28 protein-coding genes and 1 tRNA gene are annotated in these 26,438 nt (G+C 67.6%); 23 read left to right on the forward strand and 6 right to left on the reverse strand.

Features of this window, described 5'->3' with window-relative positions; translation table 11 throughout:
• Positions 1 to 123 precede the first annotated feature (123 nt).
• The 7 genes from EOINJALH_RS27185 (at position 124) to EOINJALH_RS27210 (ending at position 3,567) form a co-directional block, all read left to right on the forward strand.
• Positions 124 to 327 carry an AlpA family transcriptional regulator gene (locus EOINJALH_RS27185; RefSeq protein ID WP_088286135.1) on the forward strand — a complete coding sequence of 68 codons (204 nt, stop codon included), beginning with the start codon at positions 124 to 126 and terminating at the stop codon, positions 325 to 327.
• 73 nt (positions 328 to 400) lie between these two features.
• Positions 401 to 661, forward strand: coding sequence for a hypothetical protein (locus tag EOINJALH_RS31455; protein ID WP_144290193.1), 261 nt, complete (start codon positions 401 to 403; stop codon positions 659 to 661).
• Positions 661 to 1,083 carry a DNA primase gene (locus EOINJALH_RS27190; protein ID WP_088286137.1) on the forward strand — a complete coding sequence of 141 codons (423 nt, stop codon included), beginning with the start codon at positions 661 to 663 and terminating at the stop codon, positions 1,081 to 1,083. The genes EOINJALH_RS31455 and EOINJALH_RS27190 overlap by 1 nt, the downstream gene beginning before the upstream one ends.
• A complete protein-coding gene (locus EOINJALH_RS27195) occupies positions 1,070 to 2,098 on the forward strand; it encodes an AAA family ATPase (protein WP_088286139.1) in 1,029 nt (342 codons plus the stop codon). The genes EOINJALH_RS27190 and EOINJALH_RS27195 overlap by 14 nt, the downstream gene beginning before the upstream one ends.
• Positions 2,098 to 2,643: a hypothetical protein gene (locus EOINJALH_RS27200; RefSeq protein ID WP_144290194.1), complete on the forward strand. Its 546-nt coding sequence runs from the start codon at positions 2,098 to 2,100 to the stop codon at positions 2,641 to 2,643. Before EOINJALH_RS27195 ends, EOINJALH_RS27200 begins: the two co-directional genes overlap by 1 nt.
• Positions 2,640 to 3,101, forward strand: a complete 462-nt coding sequence (locus EOINJALH_RS27205; protein WP_144290195.1) for a hypothetical protein — start codon at positions 2,640 to 2,642, stop codon at positions 3,099 to 3,101. The genes EOINJALH_RS27200 and EOINJALH_RS27205 overlap by 4 nt, the downstream gene beginning before the upstream one ends.
• 190 nt (positions 3,102 to 3,291) lie before the next feature.
• Positions 3,292 to 3,567, forward strand: coding sequence for a hypothetical protein (locus EOINJALH_RS27210; RefSeq protein WP_088286145.1), 276 nt, complete (start codon positions 3,292 to 3,294; stop codon positions 3,565 to 3,567).
• Between the two features lie 236 nt (positions 3,568 to 3,803).
• Here EOINJALH_RS27210 and EOINJALH_RS27215 read toward each other — a convergent pair.
• Positions 3,804 to 3,893: transfer RNA gene (locus tag EOINJALH_RS27215), tRNA-Ser, on the reverse strand.
• Between the two features lie 357 nt (positions 3,894 to 4,250).
• On the opposite strand from EOINJALH_RS27215, the gene EOINJALH_RS27220 reads away from it, so the two are divergent.
• Both EOINJALH_RS27220 and EOINJALH_RS27225 read left to right on the forward strand, forming a co-directional pair.
• Positions 4,251 to 4,955: a hypothetical protein gene (locus EOINJALH_RS27220; protein WP_088286147.1), complete on the forward strand. Its 705-nt coding sequence runs from the start codon at positions 4,251 to 4,253 to the stop codon at positions 4,953 to 4,955.
• A 162-nt stretch (positions 4,956 to 5,117) separates the two neighbouring features.
• Positions 5,118 to 6,788 carry a hypothetical protein gene (locus EOINJALH_RS27225; protein WP_158219911.1) on the forward strand — a complete coding sequence of 557 codons (1,671 nt, stop codon included), beginning with the start codon at positions 5,118 to 5,120 and terminating at the stop codon, positions 6,786 to 6,788.
• A gap of 38 nt (positions 6,789 to 6,826) precedes the next feature.
• Here EOINJALH_RS27225 and EOINJALH_RS27230 read toward each other — a convergent pair whose 3' ends face one another.
• The gene (locus EOINJALH_RS27230; RefSeq protein WP_088286151.1) at positions 6,827 to 7,657 is read right to left on the reverse strand and encodes a symmetrical bis(5'-nucleosyl)-tetraphosphatase; all 831 of its coding nucleotides are present in this window, start codon (positions 7,655 to 7,657) and stop codon (positions 6,827 to 6,829) included.
• Between the two features lie 65 nt (positions 7,658 to 7,722).
• On the opposite strand from EOINJALH_RS27230, the gene EOINJALH_RS27235 reads away from it, so the two are divergent.
• Together EOINJALH_RS27235 and EOINJALH_RS27240 are read left to right on the forward strand one after the other, a co-directional pair.
• A complete protein-coding gene (locus EOINJALH_RS27235) occupies positions 7,723 to 9,027 on the forward strand; it encodes a hemolysin family protein (protein ID WP_088286153.1) in 1,305 nt (434 codons plus the stop codon).
• The gene (locus EOINJALH_RS27240) at positions 9,024 to 9,791 is read left to right on the forward strand and encodes a SapC family protein (protein ID WP_158219912.1); all 768 of its coding nucleotides are present in this window, start codon (positions 9,024 to 9,026) and stop codon (positions 9,789 to 9,791) included. The genes EOINJALH_RS27235 and EOINJALH_RS27240 overlap by 4 nt, the downstream gene beginning before the upstream one ends.
• A 43-nt stretch (positions 9,792 to 9,834) precedes the next feature.
• On the opposite strand, the gene EOINJALH_RS27245 is transcribed toward EOINJALH_RS27240, so the two are convergent.
• Positions 9,835 to 10,311: a MarR family winged helix-turn-helix transcriptional regulator gene (locus EOINJALH_RS27245; protein WP_088286422.1), complete on the reverse strand. Its 477-nt coding sequence runs from the start codon at positions 10,309 to 10,311 to the stop codon at positions 9,835 to 9,837.
• Positions 10,312 to 10,513: 202 nt separating this feature from the next.
• Here EOINJALH_RS27245 and EOINJALH_RS27250 point away from each other — a divergent pair, with 202 nt between their 5' ends.
• From EOINJALH_RS27250 to EOINJALH_RS27275, 6 genes are all read left to right on the forward strand, one after another.
• Positions 10,514 to 12,184, forward strand: coding sequence for an FAD-dependent monooxygenase (locus tag EOINJALH_RS27250; RefSeq protein ID WP_088286157.1), 1,671 nt, complete (start codon positions 10,514 to 10,516; stop codon positions 12,182 to 12,184).
• 16 nt (positions 12,185 to 12,200) lie between these two features.
• Complete coding sequence (locus EOINJALH_RS27255; RefSeq protein ID WP_088286159.1) at positions 12,201 to 12,416, forward strand: DUF2783 domain-containing protein; 216 nt, start codon at positions 12,201 to 12,203, stop codon at positions 12,414 to 12,416.
• 250 nt (positions 12,417 to 12,666) lie between these two features.
• Positions 12,667 to 13,785: a 5-methyltetrahydropteroyltriglutamate--homocysteine S-methyltransferase gene (locus EOINJALH_RS27260; protein WP_088286161.1), complete on the forward strand. Its 1,119-nt coding sequence runs from the start codon at positions 12,667 to 12,669 to the stop codon at positions 13,783 to 13,785.
• Positions 13,786 to 13,818: 33 nt separating this feature from the next.
• On the forward strand, positions 13,819 to 14,613 hold the full coding sequence (locus EOINJALH_RS27265) for an enoyl-CoA hydratase-related protein (protein ID WP_088286163.1): 795 nt from the start codon (positions 13,819 to 13,821) through the stop codon (positions 14,611 to 14,613).
• A gap of 117 nt (positions 14,614 to 14,730) precedes the next feature.
• Positions 14,731 to 15,666 carry a cytochrome c3 family protein gene (locus EOINJALH_RS27270; protein WP_234414066.1) on the forward strand — a complete coding sequence of 312 codons (936 nt, stop codon included), beginning with the start codon at positions 14,731 to 14,733 and terminating at the stop codon, positions 15,664 to 15,666.
• A gap of 163 nt (positions 15,667 to 15,829) precedes the next feature.
• The gene (locus EOINJALH_RS27275) at positions 15,830 to 16,132 is read left to right on the forward strand and encodes a cytochrome c5 family protein (RefSeq protein WP_088286167.1); all 303 of its coding nucleotides are present in this window, start codon (positions 15,830 to 15,832) and stop codon (positions 16,130 to 16,132) included.
• 60 nt (positions 16,133 to 16,192) lie between these two features.
• Here EOINJALH_RS27275 and EOINJALH_RS27280 read toward each other — a convergent pair whose 3' ends face one another.
• Genes EOINJALH_RS27280 through EOINJALH_RS31460 form a run of 3 tightly spaced genes read right to left on the reverse strand, consistent with a single transcriptional unit; the run spans position 16,193 to position 19,640 of the window.
• Positions 16,193 to 17,317, reverse strand: a complete 1,125-nt coding sequence (locus tag EOINJALH_RS27280; protein ID WP_088286169.1) for a hypothetical protein — start codon at positions 17,315 to 17,317, stop codon at positions 16,193 to 16,195.
• Between the two features lie 17 nt (positions 17,318 to 17,334).
• A complete protein-coding gene (locus tag EOINJALH_RS27285) occupies positions 17,335 to 18,528 on the reverse strand; it encodes a c-type cytochrome (protein WP_088286171.1) in 1,194 nt (397 codons plus the stop codon).
• Positions 18,525 to 19,640, reverse strand: coding sequence for a cytochrome c (locus EOINJALH_RS31460; protein ID WP_158219913.1), 1,116 nt, complete (start codon positions 19,638 to 19,640; stop codon positions 18,525 to 18,527). The genes EOINJALH_RS27285 and EOINJALH_RS31460 overlap by 4 nt, the downstream gene beginning before the upstream one ends.
• A gap of 54 nt (positions 19,641 to 19,694) precedes the next feature.
• Here EOINJALH_RS31460 and EOINJALH_RS27300 point away from each other — a divergent pair, with 54 nt between their 5' ends.
• From EOINJALH_RS27300 to EOINJALH_RS27325, 6 genes are all read left to right on the forward strand, one after another.
• Positions 19,695 to 20,876: a 6-bladed beta-propeller gene (locus tag EOINJALH_RS27300; RefSeq protein WP_234414067.1), complete on the forward strand. Its 1,182-nt coding sequence runs from the start codon at positions 19,695 to 19,697 to the stop codon at positions 20,874 to 20,876.
• 22 nt (positions 20,877 to 20,898) lie between these two features.
• Positions 20,899 to 21,939 (forward strand): cytochrome c3 family protein, encoded by a 1,041-nt coding sequence (locus EOINJALH_RS27305; RefSeq protein ID WP_199873487.1) that lies wholly within the window; start codon positions 20,899 to 20,901, stop codon positions 21,937 to 21,939.
• Positions 21,940 to 21,977: 38 nt separating this feature from the next.
• A complete protein-coding gene (locus EOINJALH_RS27310) occupies positions 21,978 to 23,057 on the forward strand; it encodes a peptidylprolyl isomerase (RefSeq protein WP_088286177.1) in 1,080 nt (359 codons plus the stop codon).
• A gap of 177 nt (positions 23,058 to 23,234) precedes the next feature.
• Positions 23,235 to 24,971 (forward strand): hypothetical protein, encoded by a 1,737-nt coding sequence (locus EOINJALH_RS27315; protein WP_144290197.1) that lies wholly within the window; start codon positions 23,235 to 23,237, stop codon positions 24,969 to 24,971.
• Positions 24,972 to 25,011: 40 nt separating this feature from the next.
• Positions 25,012 to 25,494, forward strand: coding sequence for a c(7)-type cytochrome triheme domain-containing protein (locus EOINJALH_RS27320; RefSeq protein WP_088286426.1), 483 nt, complete (start codon positions 25,012 to 25,014; stop codon positions 25,492 to 25,494).
• 10 nt (positions 25,495 to 25,504) lie between these two features.
• Complete coding sequence (locus EOINJALH_RS27325) at positions 25,505 to 26,437, forward strand: c(7)-type cytochrome triheme domain-containing protein (protein ID WP_234414068.1); 933 nt, start codon at positions 25,505 to 25,507, stop codon at positions 26,435 to 26,437.
• The last annotated feature ends 1 nt before the right edge of the window (position 26,438 follow it).

Raw genomic sequence — 26,438 nt, forward strand, 5'->3', positions numbered from 1 at the left:
ATCGCCTCCCATTGCCGTTTTCATGCTCAGAATTAGAAACCTCAATTGCAGTCGGATCGGCGCGCAATTAGGGGTCGCATACCGCAACCCCGGCGCGTCGAAAGGACTGCGGAAGGGGTTTCGATGGCACAGCGAGTTATCCGTATCGCCGACCTGGCGACCACGAAGGGCAGAAGGGGGCGCCTACCGATAAGCCCGGCCACGGTCTGGCGCTGGGTGAAGGAAGGCAAGTTCCCGGCACCGTTCAAGCTGGGGCCAAACACCACCGTGTTCGATCTCGACCAAGTCGAGGCATTCCTGGCGCAGCAGGCCGAGGTGCAATCTTGAGGGCCGCCGTCATGGCGCTGGCGCTGCGCATCTGGTGCGCCACCCCGAGCACTTGGTTTCGGAGGGCCGCAAGATGAACGTACCCAAAGAAGTGGGGGGCGGCGATTGCGGCGCCAACCCCCCGAAGACATACCAAGAATCACAGCCGAATTTTGCCAACGACGGCGACTCCGGTAAAGCGCTGGCCACGATGAAGGCGCGTGCCGCACTCTGCGGCTGCACGCTGCACGAACTGTCCGATGGCGCGTTCCTGGTTTGCCGCTGGAACTACAGCAAGGCCGTGCCGTGTCTTCGGGCCGTGGGCGACCTGCTGCGCCAGATTGGAGGCCGCTGATGGTGGCCGACACATTGTTGTCTCGCTTGCAGCGCGTGAGGCGCACCGGCCCCGGAAAGTGGATCGCCAGTTGCCCGACCCGTGAGGACAAGTGCCCGTCTCTGGCCATCCGCGAGATGGACGACGGCAGGGTGCTGCTCCACGACTTCGGCGGCGATAGCGTCGAGGCCATCCTGGCCGCTGTGGGCCTGTCGTTCACTGACCTGTACCCTACCCAGCCCGGCGCCGCCACGAAGCCCGCCAGGAGGCCGTTTAGCGCGTCCGACGTGCTGTCGCTGGTGGCGTTCGAGTCCACGGTGGCCGTCGTCGTCATCTCGGACGTTGTGAACGGCAAGGGCGTGACCGAGCAGGACTTCAATCGCCTGCTGGTGGCCGCGAGGCGCCTGGGCAACGCTGCGGAGGTCTGCAATGGACCGCGTTGATCCCGTCGCGCTGGCTGCCACCGCCGACAAGTTGGAATCGATCATCCGCACTGACGTTCGCCAGCAGTTGCCGATGACGCAGCCGCTTCGCGCGTTGAACGTCATGCAGTTGGGCGCGCATCAGTTCCCAGAGCGCGTGCAATTGCTGGGGCCGTTGATCCATGCCGGTGATCTGGCAATGGTGTTTGCCGGGCGCGGGGTGGGAAAGACTCAAGTGTGTCTTTCCATCGGCGCGGCGCTGGCCTTCGGTGCCGTGTTCCTGCGCTGGAAGGCGGCGCAACCGGTCGGCGTGCTGTATCTCGACGCCGAGATGGCCGGCGCCGTCATGCAGCAGCGCGTGGCGTCGTTCATCCCGGCTGACGCGGGCGACGACCTGGCCGAAAACTTCCGTCTGTTCACACCGGACCTGCTGCCCGAAGGGCAGGCGCTGCCGGACCTGTCCACCGTAGCAGGCCAGCAGATGGTCGAGCCGCTTATCGACGACAAGACCCGCGTCATCGTGATCGACAACCTGTCGGCGTGGTGCCGCACTGGCAAAGAGAACGAGTCCGAAAGCTGGACCCCGGTCAGCAATTGGCTGCTAACTTTGAGAAGGCGAGGCATTGCAGTGGTGCTGGTGCATCACGCTGGCAAGAACGGCGAGCAGCGCGGCAACAGCAAGAAGGAAGACCTGCTCGATATCGTCATCCAGTTGAAGCGCGCGGGCGACTATGACCCACGCACGGGAGCGGCGTTCACCTGGGCCGTGACCAAGGGCCGGCACCTGCACGGCGACGATGCCGCCGAACTAGACCTTGTGCTGACCATCGACGACGGCGTGGCGCGCTGGACGTTCAAGGAGGCAGAGGCGTCGAGCGCCGAACGCATCATCGCGCTGGCCGACGAAGGCTTGACGGGGCCGCTGATTGCCGAGGAACTGGGCATCAACCGCAGCACCGTGTGGCGGGCTTTGAAGAAGGCAGGGAGGTTGCCGGCCAAGACCAGCAGCGTGCGCAAGACCCCGGAGGCGCACTGATGGGCCTGCGTGATCGCTACCTATCGGCGCTCGCTTCGCGTTGCGTCGTTGCAGTACCTAGGCCATGCAACACGCAACAGCCCGCCAAGTTGTTGCGCGTTGCAGCACCTAAGGAAGTGCAACACGCCACGAACGACTACGGGCCGGCAATGCCCGCGACCGTCACCCGGTTGCACGCAACAAACCACGCAACGGCCACGCAACACGCGCAACACGCTGACCACGAAGCCAAGGTCGAGCGCAGTGCCATCGTCAGCGCCGACGGCGCGCCCTACTGGGTGGCCGACGACCTAGCGGGCCTGCCGGCCTGGACTGATGCCGAGATTGTTTCGTTCGAGAAGCGCGTGGCGCGCAGCACTTGGCTGGGCTACCCCGAGGCCAAGGGGCGCGCTGAGAGGCTGCTGCACCGTGACCGTGGCGCAGACGACCGCCGTCTCTGCGTTGAGTGCCAGCACGCCGGGCCTGGGTGGCGTTGCGCGCAGCGCGGGGCGTTCCTGCTCGACCAATTGCAGCGCTGCCCGATGTTCAAGGAGAATCCTCTATGACCAAGCCGATAGACGACCGTCAGAAATCCGGCGACCGTGGCCCCGGTGGTCGCTTTGCGCCGGGCAACAAGGCATCCCCTGGCCGACCGCCTGGACGTGGGCCGGTGGCAGAGATGCGCGCCACGCTGGCGACGGATCTGGACAAGATCATCGACACGCTGAGGTCGCAGGCACTGGCCGGCGACGCACAGGCCATCCGCATCATTCTCGACCGCGTGTTGCCAGCGCTGCGTCCGGTGGACATGCCGGCGACGCTCGCGCTGCCGACGGACGGCACGCTGGCCGAGCAAGCCCGCGCTGTCGTGCAAGCCGCAGCAGACGGCGAACTGGCACCGGCGCAGGCTGCACAGATCATCACCGCGCTGGGCGGCGTGGCGAAGATCATCGAGGCAACGGAGCTTGTGGCCCGTATCGAGGCATTGGAGGCGCGCAGCGCCGTGGCAAGGGGGAGACCATGACTGCGTCGATCAATTTGCGCCTGCGTGCGCTGGAGCGGCCATACAGCGGGCCGTGCGCGTCGTGCGAGCTTGAACGCCTGAACCGAGCGGCTGCAAAGCAAACGGAGCGGCCGGTGATCTGCACACATTGGCCGCGCAGAGATGCCGCCGAAGAACTGAGGGAACTCAACAGCATTGGAAGGGTGAAACCATGACCAACACCGTCGAGAAGCGCATCGAGGCGCTAGAGGCCCACCTTTGCGGAAAGGAGCCCATCACCATCATCCGCATCATCACGCTGGCGGAGGACAAGAACGCCGAGCCCGCCAGAGCCGATGTGCGCGGCGAATCGTTGGAGCGCGAAGACCACGAAACCGTCGAGGCGTTCCTGGCGCGAGTGGAAGCTGTGGCGAGGCTTGCGGCACTCCCCGGCCGCATCGGCACTGCGCTGGTTTGGCCCGAGATGGAAAGCGGAGATGGTGACTAGCGGCGGAGCGATCCTCCGCCATGTTTACCTATGGGAACAGCGATCGGAAACGGTCCAACCCATCAACCAACCCACCATCCCGAAACCGGACCAAGTCCGTCGCGGCCGCCATCGCCAACGTTGAAGGGTTGGCGGAAATGGTGATGTTCGAACCCTGGCGTCTCATCCAAGCGCAGATTTTTTGGCGGGTTCTATGTGGGGTAGAGCCAAATTGCGCGCCATCTTCATAGGTGAAATGGCGGAAGCGGTGAGATTCGAACTCACGGACGGGATGAACCGTCGCCGGTTTTCAAGACCGGTGCCTTAAACCGCTCGGCCACGCTTCCACTGTTGACGGCCTGATCGTAGCGCCGGTTTTGCCTGCACTCACATCGCAATGCGATATGAGTTCCGGCGCAGCGCCGGTGGCGCTGAGCAAGACCGGTGCCTTAAACCGCTCGGCCACGCTTCCAACGGGAGAAGCGGATTGTGGCCCAAGCCGGCGGCGCCGTCGCCGCTGGCTCGCACTCGCCGGATTTGCCGACGGCCGGTTGGCTGCGGCCCCTCGAATGAGGGGTGGGTTGACCCGCAATGTTGACATCCGTCAAGTTGGAGTGCGACTTCTGCACGGATGGCCCGCGGCTTTGGGGTTCAGTCTCCATTCAGAATCGGCCGCGTCGAATGGCTGTCTCTGGAGTTGTCGCATGAAGTCCTATCTCAGCACCGCCACGGTGGGCGTCGCCATCCTGATCGCCCTGATGGTCGCCGGCGTGCTCTGGGGCAGCGCGGTCACCCAGTCGGGCGTGGAGCGCGCCGTGCGCCAGAACTTCACGGCCGCAGGACTGTTGTCGCGGTTGCAGGTCGAAGGCGAGAAGATGCGTCGGTTCGAGAAGGAGATGTTCATCTACGTGGCCCAGGGTGACCGCCGCGCCGCCTACGTGAAGGAGTTCGACGGGGCGTACTCCCAACTGCTGGCCTTGCTCGACGAGATGCTGCTGCCGAGCAGCAAGGTGTTCACCGACGATGAGCGCGACGCCGTCATGTCGTGGAAGAAAGCGGCGGCCTTCTACGCCGCCGAGTTCAACCAGCTGGCGTTGAAGGCCGACTCGACGCCGCCCCAGGGCCTCTCGGCCGAACAGCGCGGTGGACTGACGGTGGTCTACAACGATGCCATCAAGGCCGGCAAGGACCGCTTCCGCGAGTTGCTGGTCGGCACCGATCGCATGCGGCGCGCCAAGGAGCAGGCGGCGCAGCAAATTGCCGTGGACATCGATGCCACGTTCTTCAGGCTGCGGTTGGGTGTGCTGTTTGGCGGCCTCGTCGTGGTGGGCACGGTGCTGATTGCACTGCGCGGTGGCGCGTCTTCGGCGGTGCCCGGCACCGCGCACGTGGCGTCGCGGATGGTTTGAGCGGCGTCGACGCGTTCGGCCTGTCCGGGGGCGGATCATTGCGGTGGCGGCCGATGGGCCGCGGCCTGGCCGCACGGGCCTTTCGCTGGCTTGGCGCCGGCGCTAAAGTGCCAGGTGATCGACCGGAGGACCACCGACATGCTCTCACACGTTCCCCACGCCATGCCACCGTCCCCTGCCGTTCGCGCGGCATCCTGGTCGCGCCGGCCCTGTCGTCCGCCGGCCGCCGCGGTTGGCGGGCTGGCGCTGATCGTGGGCCTGCTGGCGGGTCCGCCGGTGCGGGCGGCTGACCCCAGGGTGGGCGTGGGGGCCGACTTCCTCGTGGTGTCGCGCACCGATGGCACCGCCTGGGCCTGGGGACTGGGCAACGATGGGCAGTTGGGCGACACCACGCGCACCTCCAGCAGCCGCCCAGTGCGGGTGATCGGCCTGACCGGCGTCGTCGACGTGGTGGCCGCCGACGGCGTGGCCGCGGCCCTCAAGGCCGATGGCACCGTGTGGGTCTGGGGCTCGGGCGCCAACGGCATCTTCGGCAGCACGCAGGCCGACAACGCGATCCGCGCGACGAGCCCGGTGCAGATTCCCGAGTTGACCGGCATCCGTGCGCTGGCGCTGGGCCGCAACGGCCCCAGTGCGCTGGCCGTCGACACGGCGGGCCGCGTGTTCCAGTGGGGCAACAACTTCAGCGGACAGGCCGGTGACGGCACGTCGGGCAGCAATGGCGAGGTGCGCAAGCTGCCTCTGCCCATCGCATCGCTGACCGGCACGGCCGCGCTGGCGGCGGCTGACACCAGCTTTCTGGCGGCCAGCAGCAACGGAGCGGTGTCCGCTTGGGGATTGAACCCGCAGGGGGGCCTGGGCACGGTGTCGCGGACGACCCCGGGTGGTGCGCCGCTGGCCGTGCAGGCCGTGGCGGCCACCGGCGACGTGGTGGCCCTCGCGGTGGCCGACATCAACGACAACGCCCACTTTGCATTGCGCCGCGACGGCAGCGTGGCGGGCTGGGGCACCAACTCGGGCCTGCACGCCGGCTGCGGGCAGGTGTCGCAAGGCACGCCCACATTGACGGCCCCACGCACCGTCACCGGGTTGACGGGGGTGGTCGGCCTGGCGGCGGGTTCCGCACACGCGCTGTTCCTGAGTGCCGGCGGCGAGGTGTCGGGGTGCGGTGCCAATGCCGGCGGTCAACTGGGCGACAACAGCACCACCGGTGTTGACCTGGTCAAGCCGGGCCCCGTGCGCGCGGCGCTGGCGGTGGCGGCACAGACCGTGGGTGCCGGGCGCCAGATCAGCGCGGCCATCGGCCGCGACGGCAGCGCCTGGGTCTGGGGCTCGGTGGCCAATGGCGCAGCCGGTAACGGCGGCGCCATTGCCGGTGCGTCTGCCCAGCGGGTGATCACCGCGCCGCAGGCCGTGGTGGGCGAGGGCACGCGGCCACTCTTCGACGCTGGCGCCGTGGCGAGTGCGCCGCCGCTGTACGCGGGCACGCAGACCGGGCCGCTGTCGGCTGCCACTGTCAACGTGGGCGTGGCGCCGGTCCCGGCCGACGTGGGTCGGGTCGGTCGCACCTATCTGGCGGCATTCCTGCCAGACGGGCAGATCTATGGCTACCAAAGCGGCGCCTGGGTGCTGTTTGCCGGCGGGTTGCTGCCGCCTTATTCGGCCGGGCCCTTGCCCCGTCACCAGCCGATGCCGCTGTTCACCGGGGCCGACCTCCGGTTCGTGTCGGGCGTGCGCCTGTTCACCGGCTATGGCGTCGGCGACACCGATGCGGCGGCGCAAGACGATCTGCTCGGTCGCCTGCACTACGGCGAGGCGCTGCTGCTGCAGTGATTTGCGGCGGCGTGCCTGCAGGCCGCACCGCAGGGCGCTCAGTTCGAGGCGCCCGGCGTCTGGGCCCGATCGCAACGCACCTGCGTCACCTCGCGGCGCCCACCGTCCACGCGCACGGCGGTGAGCGCGCCGCCCCACACGCAGCCGGTGTCCAGCGCCAGCAGGTCGGGCTGGTTGCGCAGGCCCAGCGTCGACCAGTGACCGAAGGCGATGGGCGTGCCTTCGGTGCCGCGGCCGGGCACCTCGAACCAGGGCATCAGGCCGGGCGGCGCGGTGTCGGCGCCTTCCTTGGCCTTCAGATCCATCGTGCCATCGGCGGCGCAGAAGCGGATGCGCGTGAGCACGTTGATGACGAAGCGCCAGCGGTCGGGGCCCTGCAGCGCCGCGTCCCAGCGCAGCGGCTCATTGCCATACATGCGGCGCAGGAATGCTGCCAGGTCGGGCCCGCGCAGCAATGTGTCCACTTCGGTGGCCAGGGCCAGCGTCTCGGCGGCAGACCATTGCGGCACCACACCGGCGTGCACCAGCAGCCAGCCGTGGGCGCTGTCCGCCATGCGGCGGTGGCGCACCCAGTCGAGCCAGGCTTCCCGGTCGGGCGAATCGAGGATGTCGCCGATGGTGTCGGTGCGGTGCAGTGGCCGCACGCCCTCGGCCGCGGCCAGCAGGTGCAGGTCGTGGTTGCCGATCAGGCAGGTGGCCGACTGGCCCAGGCCGCGCAGGCGCTGCAGCGTGCGCAGCGATTGCGGCCCGCGGTTGACCAGGTCGCCCAGCACGTGCAGCGAATCGCGCGACGGCGAGAAGCCGATTTCCGCGAGCAGGCGGTCGAATGCGTCGCAGCAGCCCTGCAGATCACCGATGAGGTAGTGCATGGGCCGATTCTGCTACGCTCGTCTGCTTGTTTTTCTCTCTGGGGCGCCGGCAGCGGCGCCGGCGCATGGACGTAGCCCTGCTGGTCTTTCTGATCCTGATCAACGGCTTGTTCGCGATGTCGGAGATGGCCCTCACGGCCTCTCGCAAGGCGAGGCTGGCCGTGATGGTGGAAAGCGGTGAGCGCGGCGCCCAGGTGGCCATGGACCTGCATGAGCACCCGACCAAGTTCCTGTCGACCGTGCAGATCGGCATCACCTCGATCGGCGTGCTCAACGGCATCGTCGGCGAGGCCGCGTTCTCCAGCCCGCTGGCGGCCTGGCTGCTGGGGGTGCTGCCCCTGACGCCGAAGGTGGCCGACGTGACGGCCACCGCGCTGGTGGTGCTGATCATCACCTTCCTGACGATCATCTTCGGCGAGCTGGTGCCCAAGCGCGTCGGCCAGATGCACCCCGAGACGGTGGCCCGGCTGGTGGCCACGCCGATGGAATGGCTGTCGACCGCGACGCGGCCCTTCGTCTGGCTGCTGTCGGCCTGCACCGAGGGCATGCTGCGCGTGCTGGGCATGCGGCACGCGCCCTCGCGCAGCGTCACCGAAGAGGAGATCGCCGCCAGCCTGGAAGAAGGCCTGGACGCCGGCGTGATCGAGGCCCAGGAGCACCAGATGGTGCGCAATGTGTTTCGACTGGACGACCGGCAGATCGGCTCGATGATGATCCCGCGCGCCGAGATCACCTGGCTCGACCTCAATGCCCCGCTGGAGCAGTTGCTGTCGCAGATGTCCGAAGAGGGCCACTCGCGCTACCCGGTGTGCCGCAACGGGCTGGACGACGTGGTCGGCGTGGTCGAGGCGCAATCCCTGCTGGCGCCCTTGGCCCGCAACGAGCCGCCGGTGCTGGCCGATCTGATGAAGCAGCCGGTGTTCGTGCCCGAGACCCTGTCCGGGATGGAACTGCTGGAGCATTTCCGCGCCAGCAGCACCGAGCTGGTGTTCGTCGTCGACGAGTACGGCGCGGTGCAGGGCGTGATCACCGTGCGCGACGTGCTCGAAGCCATCACCGGCGAGTTTTCCACGCCCAGCGCCGACGACGCCTGGGCCGTGCGCCGACCCGACGGCAGCTGGCTGCTCGACGGCCTGATCCCGGTGCCCGAGCTGAAAGACCGGCTCGAGATCCGCGAACTGCCGGAAGAAGACCGGGGGCGCTACAACACGCTGGCCGGCATGGTGATGCTGCTGCTGGGCCGGCTGCCCCGTACAGCCGATGTGGTGGAATGGGATGGTTGGAGATTCGAGGTGGTCGACCTCGACGGCAAACGCGTGGACAAGGTCCTGGTCTCCCGCCCCGAACAACCCGAGGAATCGACTTCATGATCAACGAACAGCTGCACAAAAGCCCCGCGGCGCTGGACCGCGTCAAGCACCGCACGCTCAAGCTCGACCGCAACGCGCGCGACATGTCCGCCCTGAAGAAGTTCAATGCCTTCTTCGTGACGGTGGGCGAGTTTGCCGAAGCCTGCAAGGACTTCCCCGTGGTGTGGGTCACGGCCGGAAATGGCGCCAACGGCAAGCCGCAGGTTGCCCCGCTGGCCCTGTTCGGCCTGCACAACCAGGAGAACCTGTGCATCGAGGGCGACGAGTGGCGCGTGCGCTACGTGCCCGCGCTGCTGCGCTTCTACCCCTTCGCTGTGGCGCGCACCTCGCCCACCGAAATGGTGCTGTGCATCGACGAAGCGTGGCAGGGCCTGGGCCACGAGGTCGGCGATCCACTGTTCGGTGCGGACGGCGAGCCCACCGAGCTGACCGTCAACATCAACAAGCAGCTGCAGGAACTGGAGGTCGACATCGAGCGCACACGCCAGGTGGGCGAGCGGCTCGGCGAACTGGGCCTGTTGCGCGAAATGCGCTTCGATGCCACCTTGCCCGATGGCAGCAAGATCGGCGTGGACGGATTCCTGACCATCGACGAGGAGAAGCTGGCCAAGTTGGGCGATGCCCAGGCGCTGGAACTGGCCCGCAACGGCCTGTTGGGCATCATCCATGCGCACCAGATTTCGCTGACCAACATGACGCGCCTGGCCGAATGGCAGGTGGCGCGCTCGGGCCAGGGCACACCGGCCGCGACCCCGGTCGCCTGACTCGACGCCGACGGCCTGACCGGCCGTCGGCCAGCGCCGTGTCCTAGGCTCGGCGCCGGCGCCCCTGCGGCATCTGAGCGGCGAGCAGCCGATCGAACAAGTCGCCCAGCAGGGCCTGCTCGTCGACCGAGAGCACGCCGAAGATCTCCTGGTTGCGGCGCTCGATCAGGGCCATCACGCGCCGGTGCAGCGGCCGGCCGGATGGCGTCAACGACAGCTGCACGCCGCGCCCATCGGCCTCGCTCGAGGCCTTGGCCACCCAGCCGCGATCGACCAGCACCTGGGCCGCGCGGCTGGCCTGGCCCTTGTCCAGGTTGGCCAACTGCGCCAGGTCCACCACCGACAGCGGCGCGAAGGCGCCGATCGCCGCCAGGCAGCGCGCCTCGCCGAGGGCCAGGCCGCACTCGGTGGCGTAGGTGTCGGCGCTGACGCGATCGGACCACTTGTGCAACTGGTGCAGGCGATAGGTGAGCGTGCGGTCGAGCGGCAGCGCAGGGGTGGCGGCAGCGCGGCGGGGCATGGTGGTCTTCGTCGAGGTGGTTGCGCGCGCAACCAAGTTCGGCATAATGGATGCGTGCGCAACCAGTTTGCCACAGGCCATCGACCGATGCCGTGCAGCCCCACTGCCTCTCGACCCCGCAGCCCGTGGCGCCGGCCCTGGGAAGGGTCGGGCTGTGAGCCGTCCGGTTGCCCTGTCCCCGATTCGCCCAGGACCCTTCCAGATGCACCAGCCCCACGCCCAGCCCCGCGCATCCATCTACTACCGATACGAAGTGTTCCCCGCCGCACCGCGGCCGGATGTCGAGACCCATGTGCCGGTGGTGGTGGTCGGCGCCGGGCCGATCGGACTGCACGCGGCGCTCGACCTGGCCCGTCACGGCGTGCCGGTGCTGCTGCTGGCGGCCGAGCGGCAGGTCAGCGAGGGCAGCCGGGCCATCGTCTACACCCGGCGCTCGATGGAGATCCTGCACACCGTCGGCGTGGCCGAGGCCATCGAGCGCCGCGGCCTGTCCTGGCGCCACGGCAACTCGTTCGTGCGCGGGCAGTGCGTGTTCCGCATGGAGGCGCCGCACGACGACGACGAGCGCTTCATGCCGATGACCAACCTGCAGCAGCAGTTCCTCGAGCAGACCCTTGTCGAGGCCGCGGCGCGCCAGCCGCTGGTGTCGATCCGCTGGGGCCACAAGGTCATCGGTGTGTCGCAGACGGCGCGGGGCGCGGTGCTCGAGGTCGATACCGCCGACGGTCCGTACCGGCAGCCCTGCGACTGGGTGGTGGCCGCCGATGGCGCACGCTCCACGCTGCGCCAGCAGCTGGACCTGCGCATGGAGGGCGCGGCCTACGAAGGCCGCTTCGTCATCGCCGACATCCGCATCGACCTGCCGTACCCCACCGAGCGCCGGGCCTACTTCGAGCCCGACTGGAACCCCGGCAACACCGTGCTGATGCACCGCGAGCCCGAAGGCATCTGGCGCATCGACTACCAGTTGCCCACCGGCGAGACGCCCGAGCAGGCGCTGGCGCCCGAGTCGCTGAAGGCGCGAATCGACGCGCAGCTGGCGATGATCGGCCACGCCGGCCTGCCGTGGCAGATGGATTGGTGCTCGGTGTACTCGGCCCGCGCGATGACGCTGCCCGACTACGTGAGCGGCCGGGTGATCTTCACCGGCGACGCCGCGCACCTGCTGCCGATCTTCGGCGTGCGCGGCGCCAACACCGGCTTCCAGGATGCGCAGAACCTGGCCTGGAAGCTTGCCGCGGTGGTCAAGGGACAGGCCGGGCCGGGGCTGCTGGCCAGCTACAGCCACGAGCGGGTCGGCGCGGCCCGGGAAATCATCGACGAGGCGGGCAAGAGCACCCGGTTCATGACCCCGCCCACCCGTGGCTATCGCCTGCTGCGCGACGCGACGCTGTCCTTGTCGCTGTCGCAAGACTTCGTGCGGCCGCTGTTCCACTGGCGCACCTCGCGGGCCCATGTGTATGCCCGGTCACCCTTGAACTGCCTGGACGACGACGACGGGCGATTCACCGCCGGCCCGGCCGTCGGCGCACCGATGCTCGACGCGCGGCTGTCGCCCGGTGGCCACCTGATGGACGGCTTTGCACCCGCAAGCCACCTGTTGGTGTTCGGTGCCGGCGCCGTGGCGGCGGCTCGCGACGCGGCAGCCCGCACCGCGCTGCCGGTGAAAGTGTGGGCCGTCACTGCCGATGGCCGGGCCGCCGGCGCCGACCGCGGGGTGGCCGACCCGGAAGGCCGCCTGGCCCGCCGCCACGGCGTGCCGAGCGACGGCGCGGTCTACCTGATCCGGCCCGACCAGCATGTGGCCGCGCGCTGGTTGCAGGCCGACAGCCCACGCATCTCGGCCGCGCTGCGGCGCAGCCATGGTCATTGACCGGGAGCCCACGACGATGAGCACCACCTCTGACACCACCGCCCCCGAGGGCCTGCGCCTTGCCGATCTCGAGCAGGTCTACGATCACCTGGCCGAAGCCCTGGACACGGCCGGGCCGGCGCATGGTGAACTGTTCCTGGTCAAGCTGGCCTTGCTGCTGGCGCAGCGCCTGGGTGACGCCCACGCCTTCGACGAATGCGTGCGGCAGGCGCTGGTCGAACTGCCCGGCTGATCGGGCGCGATTGGGGCAATCGCCGAATCGCGTGCGCTGCCCGGCGGCCCACAATGGCCGGGCAACACGCCCTGCGGCGAGGTCGATCCTGTCGGCCGACAGCTCGGCCCGGACCGACGGCGGACAGCGAAGCGGGCCATCGGTCGGGCGCTGTGGCTCGGGCCGACGCTGTTGCTGATCGACGACCCGATCGAAGGCCCGGTGGCCATCGTTCATCCCGCAGCATGACCATGATCCCCGGAGACACGCCATGACCGCACGAGCCACCCCCCCGTTTCGCGCCGACCATGTCGGCAGCTTCCTGCGCCCGAAGTACCTGCTCGACGCGCGCGAGCAGTGTTTCGTCAAGAAGGAGATCAGCGCCGAGCAACTGCGCGCGGTCGAAGACCGGGCGATCGCCGAGATCGTCGCCTTCCAGCAGGACGTGGGCCTGCAGAGCATCACCGACGGGGAGTTCCGTCGCACCTATTTCCACATCGACTTCCTCGAGCAACTGAGTGGCGTGCAAACCGACATCCCGGTGACCGTGACGAAGCCCGACGGCACCGAGGAACTGGCCCCGCCGGTGATCCGCGTGATCGACAAGGTGCGCCACGCCAAGAACATCCAGCTGGCCGACTTCGAGTACCTGAAGTCGCAGGTCCGGGCCGGACTGACGCCGAAGGTGACGATCCCGTCGCCGACCATGCTGCACTTCCGCGGCGGCCGCGCTGGCATCAGCCGCACCGCCTACCCCGAGCTGGACCCCACGTTCTACGACGACGTGGCCAAGGCCTACGGCGAAGAACTGCAGTCGCTGGCCGACGCCGGCTGCACCTACGTGCAGATGGACGACACCAACATGGCCTACCTGTGCGACGAGAAGATGCGCGAGGCGGCGCGACAGCGCGGCGACGACCCCAACGAACTGCCGCACCGCTATGCCGGCTTCATCAACAAGGTGGCGGCGCACAAGCCCGCCGGCATGACGCTGGCCATGCACCTGTGCCGCGGCAACTTCAAGAGCACGCACGCCGCCGCCGGCAATTACGAGCCGGTGGCCGAGGCGCTGTTGGCGGAGATGAACCTGGACGCGTTCTTCCTGGAGTACGACGATGACCGCTCGGGCGACTTCCGGCCCTTGCGCTACCTGCCCAAGGGCAAGATCGTGGTGCTGGGCCTGGTGACCACCAAGTTCGGCGAGATGGAGAGCAAGGATGCGCTGAAGCGCCGCATCGACGAGGCGTCGAAGTACGCGCCGCTCGACCAGCTGTGCCTGAGCCCGCAATGCGGCTTCTCCAGCACCGTGCACGGCAACAACATCGCGGTCGAGGCGCAACGGGCCAAGCTGCGGCTGGTGGTGGAGGTGGCGCAGGAGGTCTGGGGTTAAATCCCGTCATCGATCCCAACGAAGGAGACACCCATGTCGGAACCCCTGGTCCTGATCACCACCGATGGCCCGGTGCGCACGCTCACGCTCAACCGCCCGGCCGCGCTCAACAGCTTCACCGGCGCGATGCATGGCGAGTTGCTGCCGGCATTGGAGGCGGCGGCCGGCGATGCGGCCGTGCGCTGCGTGGTGATCACCGGGGCGGGACGGGGCTTCTGCGCCGGCCAGGACCTGAACGACCCCGACATGGGCTCGGCCGATGGCGGCCCCCCCGACGTCGGCAGCGTCATCGACCGCCTGTACCGGCCGCTGGCGCTGCGCATCCGCACGATGCCCGTGCCGGTGATCGCGATGGTCAATGGCGTGGCGGCCGGGGCCGGGGCCAATTTCGCGCTCGGGTGCGACGTGGTGCTGGCGGCCCGATCGGCGAGCTTCATCCAGGCATTCTCGAAAATTGGACTGATCCCCGATTGCGGCGGCACCTGGCTGCTGCCGCGGCTGGTCGGTCGTGCCATGGCGCTCGGACTGGCCATGACCGGCGACAAGCTGCCGGCCGAGGAAGCGCAGCGCATCGGCCTGATCTGGCGTTGCGTCGACGATGCCGCGCTGGCCGACGAGACGCGAGCCCTGGCCCTGCGCTTGGCGGCCATGCCGTCCAGGGCCCTGGCCGCCACGCGCCAGGCCCTCGACGAGGCGATGCCGGCCAGCTACGCCGAGGCGCTGGGCATCGAAGCGCGTGTGCAGGGCGCACTGGGTCGCGGCGGCGACTTCGCCGAGGGCGTGTCGGCCTTCCTGAACAAGCGCGCACCGGTCTTCCGCGACCGCTGAGCCGCCCTGCGACGGGTTGCCGGACGGCAGCTGCCGATCCCGTTCAGCTTGGCGGGAAGGACTGGCGCGACGATTGCTTTCCCTGCTGCACCTGCAGGAGGAGTACCGACAATGAAATTGACCCAGATCAAGCCTTGGAGTCAAGCGGCGGTTCGAGGGGCACTGGTTGCCTTGATGTTCGGTTCGGTCATGACCGTCAGCGCGGACGTTGATCTGCCCACCAAGTTCGACAACGCGCGGAGCATCTCGAACACCCGTCACAACCTGACCCAGCGGCAGGCCGCAGGTGGTCCGGTCAGCACGACGATGGACCGCTTCCGCAACGACTACGGCGAAGTCTGCGTGTACTGCCACACGCCGCACGGCTCGAACGCCAACGTCGTGCTGCCGCTTTGGAATCGCACGATCAAGGCGACCACCTACAACACCTACGACCAGCTCGGCACGTCGACCATCACGCAGCAAGTGTCCCAGCCCGGGCCCAACTCGCTGTCGTGCCTGTCCTGCCACGATGGTCAGGTGGCGGTGGATTCCGTCATCAACATGCCCGGTGCCGGCGGCTATCTGGCGGCGCAGGCCACGGTGCAGAACAACACCTTCCTGAACGCTTGGACCAACCCCAGCGGCATCGACGCCACGGTGCACGTGGGTCTCGATCCTGTGGTGGCCAATGGTTGCCTGTCCTGCCATTCCGCGGGCGCTGGCATCAACGGAACGGGCGCCACCGACTTCGCCGCCTTCGTCATCGGCACCGACCTGCGCAACGACCACCCGGTCGGTGTGCGCTTCCCCACCCCCGGGCCGGGCGTCGACTTCAACACGCCAGGCGCCACGCGGCCGGGCCTGCGCTGGTTCGACAACAACGGGAACAACTTCCCCGATCCGCGCGAGGTTCGCCTCTATGACAGCGGCGAAGGCTTCGAGGTGGAATGCGCGTCCTGCCATGACCCGCACGGCGTGCCGTCGGCAGGGGTGGGCAGTTCATTCAACCCGTCGTTCCTGCGTGTGTCCAATGCAGGCAGCGCGGTCTGCCTGACCTGTCACACGAAGTAATTGCCACCGTTCCCGATTCCGGGAACGGTGGATCGCGGTTCCCCCTACAGAGAATTTCTGGGCGCGGCGACACCCTGAGTGTGGGAAATTTCAAGGCATGCACCTTGCTCAAGGGTCGGGTCAATCCCTAGTTTGACCCCAACCCCAACCAAGGAGTGCTCCCATGAAGTCGATTTCTGTTGTTGCCGCGGTCGCGGCAGTGCTGCTCAGTCCGGTGGCTCAGGCCGCCGACGGCAAGGCTGTTTACGAGGCCACCTGCGTTGCTTGCCATGCCAGCGGAGTGGCCAATGCGCCCAAGCTGGGTGACAAGGCGGCCTGGGCGCCCCGCGTGGCCACCGGCAAGGATGCGCTGGTCAAGTCGGTGCTCACCGGCAAGGGCGCCATGCCCCCGAAGGCCGGCAACGCCAACCTGAAGGACGACGACATCAAGGCCGCCGTCGACTACATGCTCGCCAGCGTCAAGTGACGCTTTGGCCGCAGACCGTCCGCGCCTGGCGCGACGGGCTGCGGCGCACTGCCCCGCCGCTCATCGTGTCGGGGCAGTGGTCCTGGGTCGCTTGCGGTCTGATTCCGCCTGTTCGACCATGCGCTGGCCTTCGGATTCTCCGACGGGCCGCAGCACCTCCACCTTGTTGAAGAACTGATCGACGATGTAGACCCGTCCGGTCTCGTCGACAGCCACGCCATGCGGCAGGCCGTAGTGGCCGGGCAGGTCGCGGCGGCTGCTGCGGCCCAGCGCGATCAGCAGTTCGCCGTCCGGCGAGAACACCTGGACATTGCCGAACGATGCATCGCTCACGTACACCTGGCCCTGCGGGTCGCAGGCGATGCCCCGCGGTCTGGCGAACTGGCCGAGGCCGGTGCCCACCTGTCCGAACGCGCGGATGAATCGGCCGTCGCGGTCGAAGGCCTGCACCCTGAAGTTGCCGGCATCCAGCACCCACAAGCGGTTCTGGCCGTCCACGGCGCCCTGCACCGGGATGTTGAACTGGCCGTTCTGCTTGCCACGGGTGCCGATCTCCTGCAGGCGCTTGCCGGTCGCGTCGTAGGCGATGACCCGGTGACGGTCGCCCTCGACATCGCCGCGGTCGATCACGTACACGCGCTCGCCCGAGGGCTCCACGGCGACGCCGGTCGGGCGCTCCAGGTCTTCGGGCGCGCCGATGGCCCGCTGGAACAGGCCAAGGCTGTCGTAGACCATCACCTTGCGCAGGGTGGCGTCGGCCACATAGACCTGCCGATTGCCGTCGACAGCCACCGAGATCGGTTTCTGCAGCGTGCCGGGCGTGCGAAGCCCCATGGCGAAAACCTTTCGACGCGGCACGTCGAACACAATGATGCGCCGTTGCACGCTGTCGGCCACATAGATGCGGCCAGCCCGCGCGGCCACGGCGATGGGCTTCTCGAAGGCCGCCTCGCGTGGCACACGCTCGCCTGCCAGCATGCGCACCGTGCGCGAGCGCTCATCGTTCTCGAACAGGTCGCCCACCGTGCGCAGGTCGGTCTCCCAGGCGTAACGCGGACGCTCGGGCGGGCGCGGCCAGAGGCGGTCACCCGTGTCGTCGACGGGGGGCTCGGGCGCTGGGGGGGCCGCGCAGCCGGCAGCGGCCAGAGTCACTGCCAGCGCGGCGTGGCGCCGAGTGAGGCCCATGGGGTTTGCCATCGCAGTCACGCCCCCTGGATCGGATGGAAGACGCGGTGGATGTAGGCCACCAGGGCGTCGATGTCGCGGGCACTCAGCACGTGCTTCCAGCCAGGCATGGAGGTGCCGTCGAGGCCCTCCTGGATCACGCGCACGAGTCGCTCGCGGGTCATCGTCGACATGGCCGCGGGGTCGGTCAGATCGCGTGGATGCGGTTCGAGGAACCGGCCGATCCAACTCTTGGCCGTGCCGTCGGCGGCGTGGCAGAAGGCGCAGTTCTGTTGATAGAGCGATTCCCCCAGGCGCTCGCGCGCAGTCGCCTTGGCCAGAAGAGGCGGCGTGTCGTGCACCCGGTAGGTGTTGTCGGCGCGCACGGCGGACGCCGCCCGGCTGCCTTCGAAAGCCCCGGCGGGCGTGTTGCGCACCGGCGGATGGCCGGCGGGTGGCGGCGTGGTGGGGCGCTTGCCGCTGCCATCGGCATGGTCGTGGCAACTGGTGCAGTAGGCATCGCGTGGATAGCTCATCGCCCGCGTTTCCCAGACGGCGCCGGGCTGCTCGACCCGCCCGTGGTCGTGGCACGTCACGCAGGCGGTGAGGAACAGGCGCTTGCCACGCTGGTGCGCCTCATCGAGTTGCTCCCATGGCGTGTCGAGCGCAACCTCTCCACGTGCGAACGGGAAAGCCTCACGATGACGGTCGTGGTCGGGCCAGCCGTTCTCGGGGGTGTGGTAGCGCGTGTTGGGGGCCCGCGATTCGATGAACTCTCGACGCAGAAAGGCCGCGACGGCACGCACTTCGTCGGATCGCAGGATGCCATCGAAGCCCTTCATGGCCGTTCCGGGTTTGCCGTGGCTGATCACCTGCACCATGGCGTCCATCGACAGGGCGTCGGGCGCCGTCCGCGTGAAATCGCGGGGCGGCGGCTGCAGGTAGGTGGCGGCCAGCGTGCGCGCGTCGCCCGAATAGCCGTGGCAGAAGTAGCAACGGAAATTCCAGATCTTGCGGCCGAGTTCATGCTGCGCAAGGTCAGCAGGCGCCATCACCGCGACCGCGGCGCTGGCGGAACTGGCGGCCACGGCACTGGCGGTCGCTTTGGCTGGAGCACTGGCGCTTGACGCAGCCAGCGGCCCTCTGGCATCGTCCACCGGGCCAGCCGGTTGGCAGCCCGCCAGGGCCAGCAGCGCGTACGCCGCCAGCCCTGCCCACTGCGCGAGGTTCATGGGTTCTTGCGCGTCGCCACCCGCGCCGTTCCGGCCGGCTGCACGAAGGTTTGGAACACGTACTCCGAGACGTTGGCCATTTCCTGTGGTTCGAGCACCTTGCTCCACGCGGGCATTTCGGTACCCAGTTTGCCGGCGAAGACCGCGGCATAGATCGCCGGCCGGTTGAACATCGCCCGACTGTCGGCCGAAATGAGGATCCGCGGCTTCGGGTTGATGAAGTAGGCGCGTGGTCCCTTGCCATCGCCCTTCACGCCATGGCAGGTGGCGCAGTTGGCGTCATAGAAGCGCCGGCCTGCGGCCGCATCGCCCACCAGGCCGGATGGCAAGGGCAGGCTCATGTCCACCTTGACCGGACGTGCCGGTGCGGTCATCGGTGCCGCCGCGACCGGCGGGGCTGCGCCGGCGGTGCTGCCGTGGGCCTGCGTGCCCGAAATGCCGACGTCGCTGTCCACGCGCATGAAGGCCAGACGGATGTAGTCGACCACGGCTTCGATTTCGGGGGCCTTGAGCTGCGTGGCAAAGCCAGTCATCGCCGTGCCGGGGCGGCCCGCGGCCACCGAGGCGATCATCCGGTCGCGCGTGAGTTCGGCCTGAGCCTGCGGCGTGGAGAAGTCTCGGGGCGCGGGGCGCAGGTTCGAACTGGCCCAGACCGAGCCGGTGCCGCGATCGCCATGGCAGACGGAGCACGTGCGGGCGTAGATCTGGCGCCCCCGACTGGCATCGGCCTGGCTGCTGGCCTTCATGAAGCGATCGCGGACGTAGTCGACGACCGCTTCGATCTGCTTGTCGTCGAGTTGCGAGCGCCAGCCCACCATCGCGGTGCCGGGAACGCCGCCCTTGACGGCGGCGATCATCCGGTCGCGGGTGAGTTCGGACAACGCCTGTGCGGTGGTGAAGTCGCGCGGCGGCGGGTTCAGGCTGCCGCGCGCGCGGCTCTGGCCGTCGCCCTTGTCACCATGGCAAACGGAGCAATAGTTGTGATAGACCGCAGACGGCGGTGAATCCTTGCCCGACCCAGGGGTCGCCGGTGCGGCCCAGGCGCCGACAGCCAGCAACAGCCCGCTGAACAGGCAGGCCAGGGTGTGTCCCCATCGATCAAAACCCAGCATCGTTTGTCCCGAAGATGTACTGGGTCGTTCGAGTGCAGGTTCCGTGCCATCGGAGTGCAGCGCAGTGGCGAGCGCGATGGCATGCCTCTTGCGTTTTACCGCGCTGTCGCCGCGTACCTCCTTGACAGTGCGGCGTGGAGGACAATGCTGATCGAACCCACTCTCCCGCGTCGGCATCTGCTGCTGGCGCCATTGGCCCTGGGCCTGCTGTTCCAGGGATGTGCCGAGGCGCCTCGGCAGGCCAAGCCCATCGAGCCACCGGCCTTCCCGCCTCCTCCCGAGGCTCCGCGCTTCATTTTCGAGCGAAGTCTCTACAGCAGCGCCGACGTCATGCCCGACGACAAGGACGGGGCCTTTCGGCGCCTTGTCACTGGCGAGGTGCGCACCGGGGAAGGCTTGGCCAAACCCTACGGCGTGGCCGTCCGGCAGGGCAAGCTGTATGTCGGTGATACCGTCAATCGGCACGTCGTCATGTTCGATCTGGCCGGCAGTCGATTCAAGCGCATCGGCGTCGACGAGCCCGGCGGCCTGCGGATGCCCTTCGGCATCGACATCGACGACGAGGGTCGCGTCTACGTCGTCGATGGCACGGCCAAGCGCATCCAGGTCTATGACGCCGAGGGCGTGTACATCAAGACCCTGGCCCAGGATCTGAAGTGGAGTCGGCCCGCCGGCATCGCCGTCGACACCGTGCGCAAGCGCCTGTACATCACCGATGCCGGTGGGGTCGGCACCGACGATCACCTCGTGCGCGCGCTCGACCTCGAGACCGGAAAGATGCTGTTCGACATCGGCCGGCGCGGCGACGGGCCGGGCCAGTTCAATCTGCCGCGTGACGCGGTCGTGGCCAATGGCGGGCAACTCTACGTGGTCGATGGCGGCAACTTCCGCGTCCAGGTGTTCGATGCCGATGGCAAGTTCGTCAAGACCTTCGGTGCGGTCGGTCGGCAGAGCGGCCAGTTCTCGCGTCCCAAGGAGATCGCTGCGGACAAGCAGGGCAACCTGTACGTGGTCGATACGGCCTTCGGCAATTTCCAGATCTTCGACGCCGAAGGTCGACTGTTGCTCGACGTGGGCGTGCGTGGCGCGAGCGACGGTCCCGCGCGCTTCATGCTGCCTTCGGGCATTGCGGTGGATGTCGACGGGCGTGCCTACATGGTCGATCAATTCTTTCGCAAGGTCGACGTCTTCCGGCCCGCGACACTGCCCGCAGGCAGCCCGTACGGCGCGCGCTGATTCCCGATTTGTGATCTCTCGAATGGGAACATTGAAAAGTCGGACTTCCCGCTTTCGGGAAGGGTGGGGCGCAAAGTTTGAGGTAGATCAATCTTCACGCCCTGCCGGATGCCATTCAGCCCGTTCAGCTCCATGGCACGCAACCTGCAGAACAGACATCGCGTCTTCGCAATTCACCCAAGGAGAGAGCGACATGGGAAAGTGGAAATCGTGGAGTCTGGGCGGGAGCGGACGCTCCCGGGCTGCGGCAGTCGCCGTCGGCCTGCTGATGACGGTGGGGGGCACCTTGGTGTCCATGCCGGCTGAAGCGCAGATCACAAACACCAAGCACAACCTCGGCACCACGCCGGGCGGCACTGGTGTCAACAAGTTCAGCGGCACGGCCGAAATCTGTGTCTTCTGCCACACGCCGCACGGTGCTGACACCAGCGCTGCCGTGCCTCTGTGGAACCGCACGCTGCCGGCCCCGGCATCGTTCACCACCTACGACAGCCTCGGCACCTCGACGCTGGACGGCAAGGTGGCGCCGGTTGGTTCGGTGTCCATCGCCTGCCTGTCCTGCCACGACGGCGTCACGTCGATGAGCGCGGTCATCAACGCCCCGGGCTCCGGCACGACGGGCGATGCCGCCTGGCAGGCCGGCACCTGGACCGGTGCCAATCAGGTCGCGGGCAAGATCGCCCCCGGACTGATCACCAACATCGGCACCGACCTGAAGAACGATCACCCGATCGGCATTCAGTACGGCGGCGGTGGCCTCAAGGTGAGCGCGCCCTCCGGTGCCACCACTGACCCCGACTTCAAGTCGGCCACCAGCCAGGTGATCGGCTCCAATCGCGTGTGGTGGGTCGACACCGAAGCGGCGCCGAATGGCACGCGTCAGAAGACCGACATGGTGCTGTACACCCGCGCCGCCGGTGCTGGCAGTGGCTACACGGGTCAAACCGAGGCCGAGCCGTTCGTCGAGTGCGCCAGCTGCCACGATCCGCACACCGCCAACGCCACGTTCCTGCGCATCTCCAATGCGGGTAGCGCGGTCTGCCTGGCCTGCCACGTCAAGTAAACCAACCCGTACGCCTCGGCACTCATCAGTTGTTCGCCATGACCCATTCGAATCGCCCTACCGTTCACACCGCGTCCCCGCGCAGCGAATCGTCGCCGCGCCCCTGGCGTTGGTCGTTGATCGGCGTGGCGTTGACGATGGGCTGGTGGATGCTGGTGGTGGCCGAGGCGCGCGCGGCCGACAAGGACGGTGCCTCTGCTGTCTTTGCCCGCGTCGGCGACGTCGTGATTTCGCAGCAGGCCTATGACCAGGCCTATGCGATCGCGGCGCGCAACAAGTTCTACCATGGCAAGCCGCCCGAGCAAGAGGTGGCGCGCCTGCAGCGCGAGGTGGGTGATTCGCTCGTCAATGAAACCTTGCTGATGAAAGAGGCGCGTCGGCGCAAGCTGCAGCCCGACCACGCCGACATCGCCAAACAACTCGATGTGTACGAGGCGCGATACAAGAGCAGCCCCATGTGGCAATCGAACAAGGCCACGGTGCTGCCGCCGCTGAAGAAGAAACTCGAGGACACCAGCATCCTCGACCAATTGCAGGCCTCGGTTCGAAAGGTGGCCGAGCCCACCGAGCGCCAGATCGAGGCCTATTACGACAGCCACAAAGAAAAGTTCACCGAGCCCGAGCAGGTGAAGATCTCGGTGATCCTGCTGAAGGTTGATCCGTCTTCTCCGCAGGCCAAGTGGAATGGTGCCTTGGAAGAAGGCACCGCCATTTCCAAGCGCTTGCGCGGTGGTGCCGATTTTGCGGCCCTCGCCCATCTGCATTCCGGCGACGATTCCGCCAGCAAGGGTGGTGCGATGGGCTACACCCACCGCGGCATGCTGCCCGAGCCTGCGCAGCAGGCCATCGACAAGCTTCAGCCGGGTCAGGTGTCCGACGCGGTGGCTTTGCTCGAAGGTGTGGGTGTGTTCCGGCTGGAAGATCGCAAGTTGCCGAAGCTGAATCCGCTGTCGGCCGTCCGGCAGCGGGCGAAGGATCTCTTGCAGCGCGACATGGCCGATCAGGCGTGGACCGATTTCCTGGCGCGCCTGCGCCGCGAAACGCCCACTCGCATCGATGAAACCCGCTATCTGCCGCTGGCCACCCCAGTGGCCAATGCCCGGCCAGCCAGTAAGTAAAGGGCATGGGCGGTGCGACGATCGCCTGCTTGGGTTCTGCTGTGCTCGGTCGCTTCCACTGCGTTCGCTCAGGTCGAGAGCCCTCAGCCCCCCGCGGCGCCGGTCGCGCCGCCACCGGCGCCTGTGTCGTCGTCGGGCGCAGGCGCCATTTCGACCACCGCAGCGCCTGTCGAGCCCGTGGGTGGCGGCGTGCGGTGGCAATTGCCGCCCTTGCTGTGGACCGGGTCGCTGGCATTCGACATCCGTCGGGACCAACTCGACACAGAAGGCGTTCGGCAACAGCGGCTGGTGACGGCCACGCTCGGAACGGCAACCTACCTGTATGCGCCTTGGTTGGCGATCGTCAACGGCACGGTCGGCCTGACCCGTGGCACTGTCCAGGGCGATGCCCCCGACGATTCATCGGGCGGCAGCCGATTTGTCACCGGCAAGCTCCAGTTGTCCCTGCTGCCGCGCAGCCGGTTCCCGTCGGAGTTGCGCTACGAGGTGTCCGACAGCCGCATCGACAGTTCACTCGGCGGCGGCGTGGACTATCGGTCGCGCAACGTCTCGGTGCTGCAGCGCTATCGCCCGGTCAATGGCGAGTTCTCTGTGTCGGCAAGCTACGAACGGCGATCTCAGGACAGCGCCGACTTCGGCCAGGACACTCAAGACTCCTTTCTGGCGGACTTCGCCAGCCACTGGAAGCGGCATCAGCTCACGGCCAGCCTCACCCGCAGCGCCAATCGACGCGGCAGCACGGGAGAGGAAAGCGATTTCACTTCGCTGGTGGCGCGCCACAGCGCCGCCTGGGCGCCTGCGTTGTCACTGGAAAGCTCTGTCAATTGGGCGCGCTCCGACGACCAACTGCGCTTCGATGGCAGTGGACTGACCGGTCGGCGCAGCACCACCTTGGCCCAGGCGTCGAGCCTGGCCGTGTGGCGTGGCGACACGGTGCCGCTGACGGTGACCGGAAGCCTGCGCGCCTTCACCTTCGATGGTGGCGGCGAGAACAATGGCACCACCCTCGCGGCGGGCCTGGGCGCAACCTACGAGTTCAGTCGACAGGCGCGGGTGAATGCGTCGCTCACGGCGACGAGCATCGACGGCAACACGTCGATCACGTCGGTGGGGCAGGTTTCTGGCACGTATCAGGGCGATCAACGCCAGTGGGGCACTGCCCAATGGAGCTGGTTCAGCAGCGCCGCGGTGGGTGCCGCGCGCACCGACGCCCGAACCGATGCCAGTGTGTCCACCCAACTCGGCCACAACCTCAGCAACGTCTGGCTCATCGGGGGCTCCAGTTGGGGCGTCAGCCTGGCACAGACGGGCAGTGTGGCGGTGGCCAACCAGACGGCATCGCCCGAGCAATTGCTGCCGCCGGATCGCTTGTCGCGTGCCTTGACGCAGACGTTGGCCTTCACCTGGACCAAGCCGGGGGAGCAGGGCAGCGCGTTCAGTCGACTCTCATTCACCGACGCCCGCCAGTTCGACAGCGAGAAGTCGCACTTCAGCTTCGTCAACTTCCAGGTGTCGGGGACGCACGAACTCGATCGGCGGCGCAGTTGGACGGGCGATCTGACCTGGCAAAGGTCGGTGCAAAGCTCGACGCCGCTGCCCACGGTCACGGTGCCGGACGTGTCGCGGTTCACCCAGAACCAGCGCAATGCCAGTGGCGAGCTCACTTGGCGGCACTTGCGGGTGTTCGACGTGCCTCGCCTGAACTTCACGTCCAGGCTGCGCGTCGCGCTCAATACCCAGCGACAGAGCGACGAGATCCTGGCGCTGCCGGATCGCGAAACCGCGTCGTGGGAAAACAGGCTCGACCATCAGGTCGGACGGCTCGAGAACTCGTTCTCGATGCGCGTTTCGAAGGTCGATGGGCGTCGCAACGTGTTCCTGATGTGGCGACTGCAACGCAACTTCGGAGGATGACCGCCTGAGCCGCATGCGATGCAGCCACGGTGAGATGACCATGACAGCTACTCAATCGACCCCTTCCATTCTGCGCCGCTGGCGTTTTCTGGCCGCCATGGTCAGCCTGTTGCTGGCCTGTCTGGCCGGTACGGCCAATGCCGAGTACGGCGATGTGGTGATCAACAACTACTCCGACGCGGCCGGCATGCGACCGGTGGTGTTCCCTCACTGGTTCCACCGCATACGCTACCGCTGCAAGGTCTGCCACGCAGACCTGGGCTTCAAGTTCAAGGCCGGTGGCAACGAGATCAACATGGTCAAGGTGATCGATGGACAGTACTGCGGTGCCTGCCACAACGGCGATGTCGCCTGGTCGATCGAGAACTGCAACATGTGCCACTCCGCGAAACCCGGCACGCCAACTCAGGTGCACGAGAGCACCACGCATGCACTGGTCATCAAGGGCGCCGCGCCGGCGGCGCCTGCCGCAACTATCGCGGCTCCGACCGCCCCCCCGGCCTCGGCGCCTGCGCGCAAGTGAAGGCAATGCCATGAACCGTTTCCTCAGCATCCTCTCCACCCCGGGCCTGCGTACCGGCCTTGGCGCCGCAGGGCTGTTTCTCACGATGGCTGTCGGCGCTGCCGAGGATCCCCTCGGAAAGAAGACCTACGACAGTGCCTGCGCCGCCTGCCATGCCAGCGGCATTGCCGGCGCGCCAAAGGTGGGCGATGCAGCGGCCTGGGCACCGCGCATCAAGACGGGCATCGACGCGCTGGTCAACAGTGCGCTCAAGGGCAAGGGCGCGATGCCCGCCAAGGGTGGGCAGACCGCACTGCCGGATGCAGCGGTGCGCGCAGCGGTTGTTCACATGACCCAGTTGTCGTCGACTGCGGCCGCCGCGGCTGCTCCGGCGGCGGCAGCGCCGCCCGCGGCGGCTGCTGCGTCGGCGCCCGCAGTCGTTGCCACGGCCAACACGTTCAACCGCCTGATGCGTGCCCCGGGCCGTCGCAACCTACCCCCTGCCGAGGACCTGATCCACGACCCGACCAACGACGGTACCCTGCAGTTGCAGCCTCCGCTGGCGGCGTTCGAGGTGCTGCCACGCAGCAACGCCGGCAATCGCGTCAACTGGGTCAAGGCCATCGGCGAATCGCACATTCAGCCTCGGGCTGACCGGCTCGATCCCAAGGTCGCCCCGATGGTGATGGACCTCAACATCGTGCGAGAGGTCAAGGGGTCGATGCCCGACGTGGTCTATCCCCACAAGCAGCACACCGAGTGGCTCGATTGCTCGAACTGCCATCCCGCGATCTTCATTCCCCAGAAGGGCGCCAACCAGATCAGCATGGCGTCGATCCTGCTCGGTCAGCAGTGCGGCGTGTGCCATGGCAAGGTGGCGTTTCCGGTGTCGGAATGCCGTCTGTGCCATTCCAAGCCCAAGCCCACGCCGGCCGTTGCCTCGGCGTCGAGCCCTGCCAAGTGAG

This window comes from Ideonella sp. A 288 (genome assembly GCF_002198735.1).
In the GTDB taxonomy this organism is placed as follows: domain Bacteria; phylum Pseudomonadota; class Gammaproteobacteria; order Burkholderiales; family Burkholderiaceae_C; genus Pseudaquabacterium.

Excerpts from the sequence above, each read along its gene's own strand:
- EOINJALH_RS27185 (WP_088286135.1), top strand. The coding sequence starts at position 124 with ATGGCACAGCGAGTTATCCGTATCGCCGACCTGGCGACCACGAAGGGC.
- EOINJALH_RS31455 (WP_144290193.1), top strand. The coding sequence starts at position 401 with ATGAACGTACCCAAAGAAGTGGGGGGCGGCGATTGCGGCGCCAACCCC.
- EOINJALH_RS27190 (WP_088286137.1), top strand. The coding sequence starts at position 661 with ATGGTGGCCGACACATTGTTGTCTCGCTTGCAGCGCGTGAGGCGCACC.
- EOINJALH_RS27195 (WP_088286139.1), top strand. The coding sequence starts at position 1,070 with ATGGACCGCGTTGATCCCGTCGCGCTGGCTGCCACCGCCGACAAGTTG.
- EOINJALH_RS27200 (WP_144290194.1), top strand. The coding sequence starts at position 2,098 with ATGGGCCTGCGTGATCGCTACCTATCGGCGCTCGCTTCGCGTTGCGTC.
- EOINJALH_RS27205 (WP_144290195.1), top strand. The coding sequence starts at position 2,640 with ATGACCAAGCCGATAGACGACCGTCAGAAATCCGGCGACCGTGGCCCC.
- EOINJALH_RS27210 (WP_088286145.1), top strand. The coding sequence starts at position 3,292 with ATGACCAACACCGTCGAGAAGCGCATCGAGGCGCTAGAGGCCCACCTT.
- EOINJALH_RS27220 (WP_088286147.1), top strand. The coding sequence starts at position 4,251 with ATGAAGTCCTATCTCAGCACCGCCACGGTGGGCGTCGCCATCCTGATC.
- EOINJALH_RS27225 (WP_158219911.1), top strand. The coding sequence starts at position 5,118 with ATGCCACCGTCCCCTGCCGTTCGCGCGGCATCCTGGTCGCGCCGGCCC.
- EOINJALH_RS27230 (WP_088286151.1), bottom strand. The coding sequence starts at position 7,657 with ATGCACTACCTCATCGGTGATCTGCAGGGCTGCTGCGACGCATTCGAC.
- EOINJALH_RS27235 (WP_088286153.1), top strand. The coding sequence starts at position 7,723 with ATGGACGTAGCCCTGCTGGTCTTTCTGATCCTGATCAACGGCTTGTTC.
- EOINJALH_RS27240 (WP_158219912.1), top strand. The coding sequence starts at position 9,024 with ATGATCAACGAACAGCTGCACAAAAGCCCCGCGGCGCTGGACCGCGTC.
- EOINJALH_RS27245 (WP_088286422.1), bottom strand. The coding sequence starts at position 10,311 with ATGCCCCGCCGCGCTGCCGCCACCCCTGCGCTGCCGCTCGACCGCACG.
- EOINJALH_RS27250 (WP_088286157.1), top strand. The coding sequence starts at position 10,514 with ATGCACCAGCCCCACGCCCAGCCCCGCGCATCCATCTACTACCGATAC.
- EOINJALH_RS27255 (WP_088286159.1), top strand. The coding sequence starts at position 12,201 with ATGAGCACCACCTCTGACACCACCGCCCCCGAGGGCCTGCGCCTTGCC.
- EOINJALH_RS27260 (WP_088286161.1), top strand. The coding sequence starts at position 12,667 with ATGACCGCACGAGCCACCCCCCCGTTTCGCGCCGACCATGTCGGCAGC.
- EOINJALH_RS27265 (WP_088286163.1), top strand. The coding sequence starts at position 13,819 with ATGTCGGAACCCCTGGTCCTGATCACCACCGATGGCCCGGTGCGCACG.
- EOINJALH_RS27275 (WP_088286167.1), top strand. The coding sequence starts at position 15,830 with ATGAAGTCGATTTCTGTTGTTGCCGCGGTCGCGGCAGTGCTGCTCAGT.
- EOINJALH_RS27280 (WP_088286169.1), bottom strand. The coding sequence starts at position 17,317 with ATGGGCCTCACTCGGCGCCACGCCGCGCTGGCAGTGACTCTGGCCGCT.
- EOINJALH_RS27285 (WP_088286171.1), bottom strand. The coding sequence starts at position 18,528 with ATGAACCTCGCGCAGTGGGCAGGGCTGGCGGCGTACGCGCTGCTGGCC.
- EOINJALH_RS31460 (WP_158219913.1), bottom strand. The coding sequence starts at position 19,640 with ATGCTGGGTTTTGATCGATGGGGACACACCCTGGCCTGCCTGTTCAGC.
- EOINJALH_RS27305 (WP_199873487.1), top strand. The coding sequence starts at position 20,899 with ATGGGAACATTGAAAAGTCGGACTTCCCGCTTTCGGGAAGGGTGGGGC.
- EOINJALH_RS27310 (WP_088286177.1), top strand. The coding sequence starts at position 21,978 with ATGACCCATTCGAATCGCCCTACCGTTCACACCGCGTCCCCGCGCAGC.
- EOINJALH_RS27320 (WP_088286426.1), top strand. The coding sequence starts at position 25,012 with ATGACAGCTACTCAATCGACCCCTTCCATTCTGCGCCGCTGGCGTTTT.
- EOINJALH_RS27325 (WP_234414068.1), top strand. The coding sequence starts at position 25,505 with ATGAACCGTTTCCTCAGCATCCTCTCCACCCCGGGCCTGCGTACCGGC.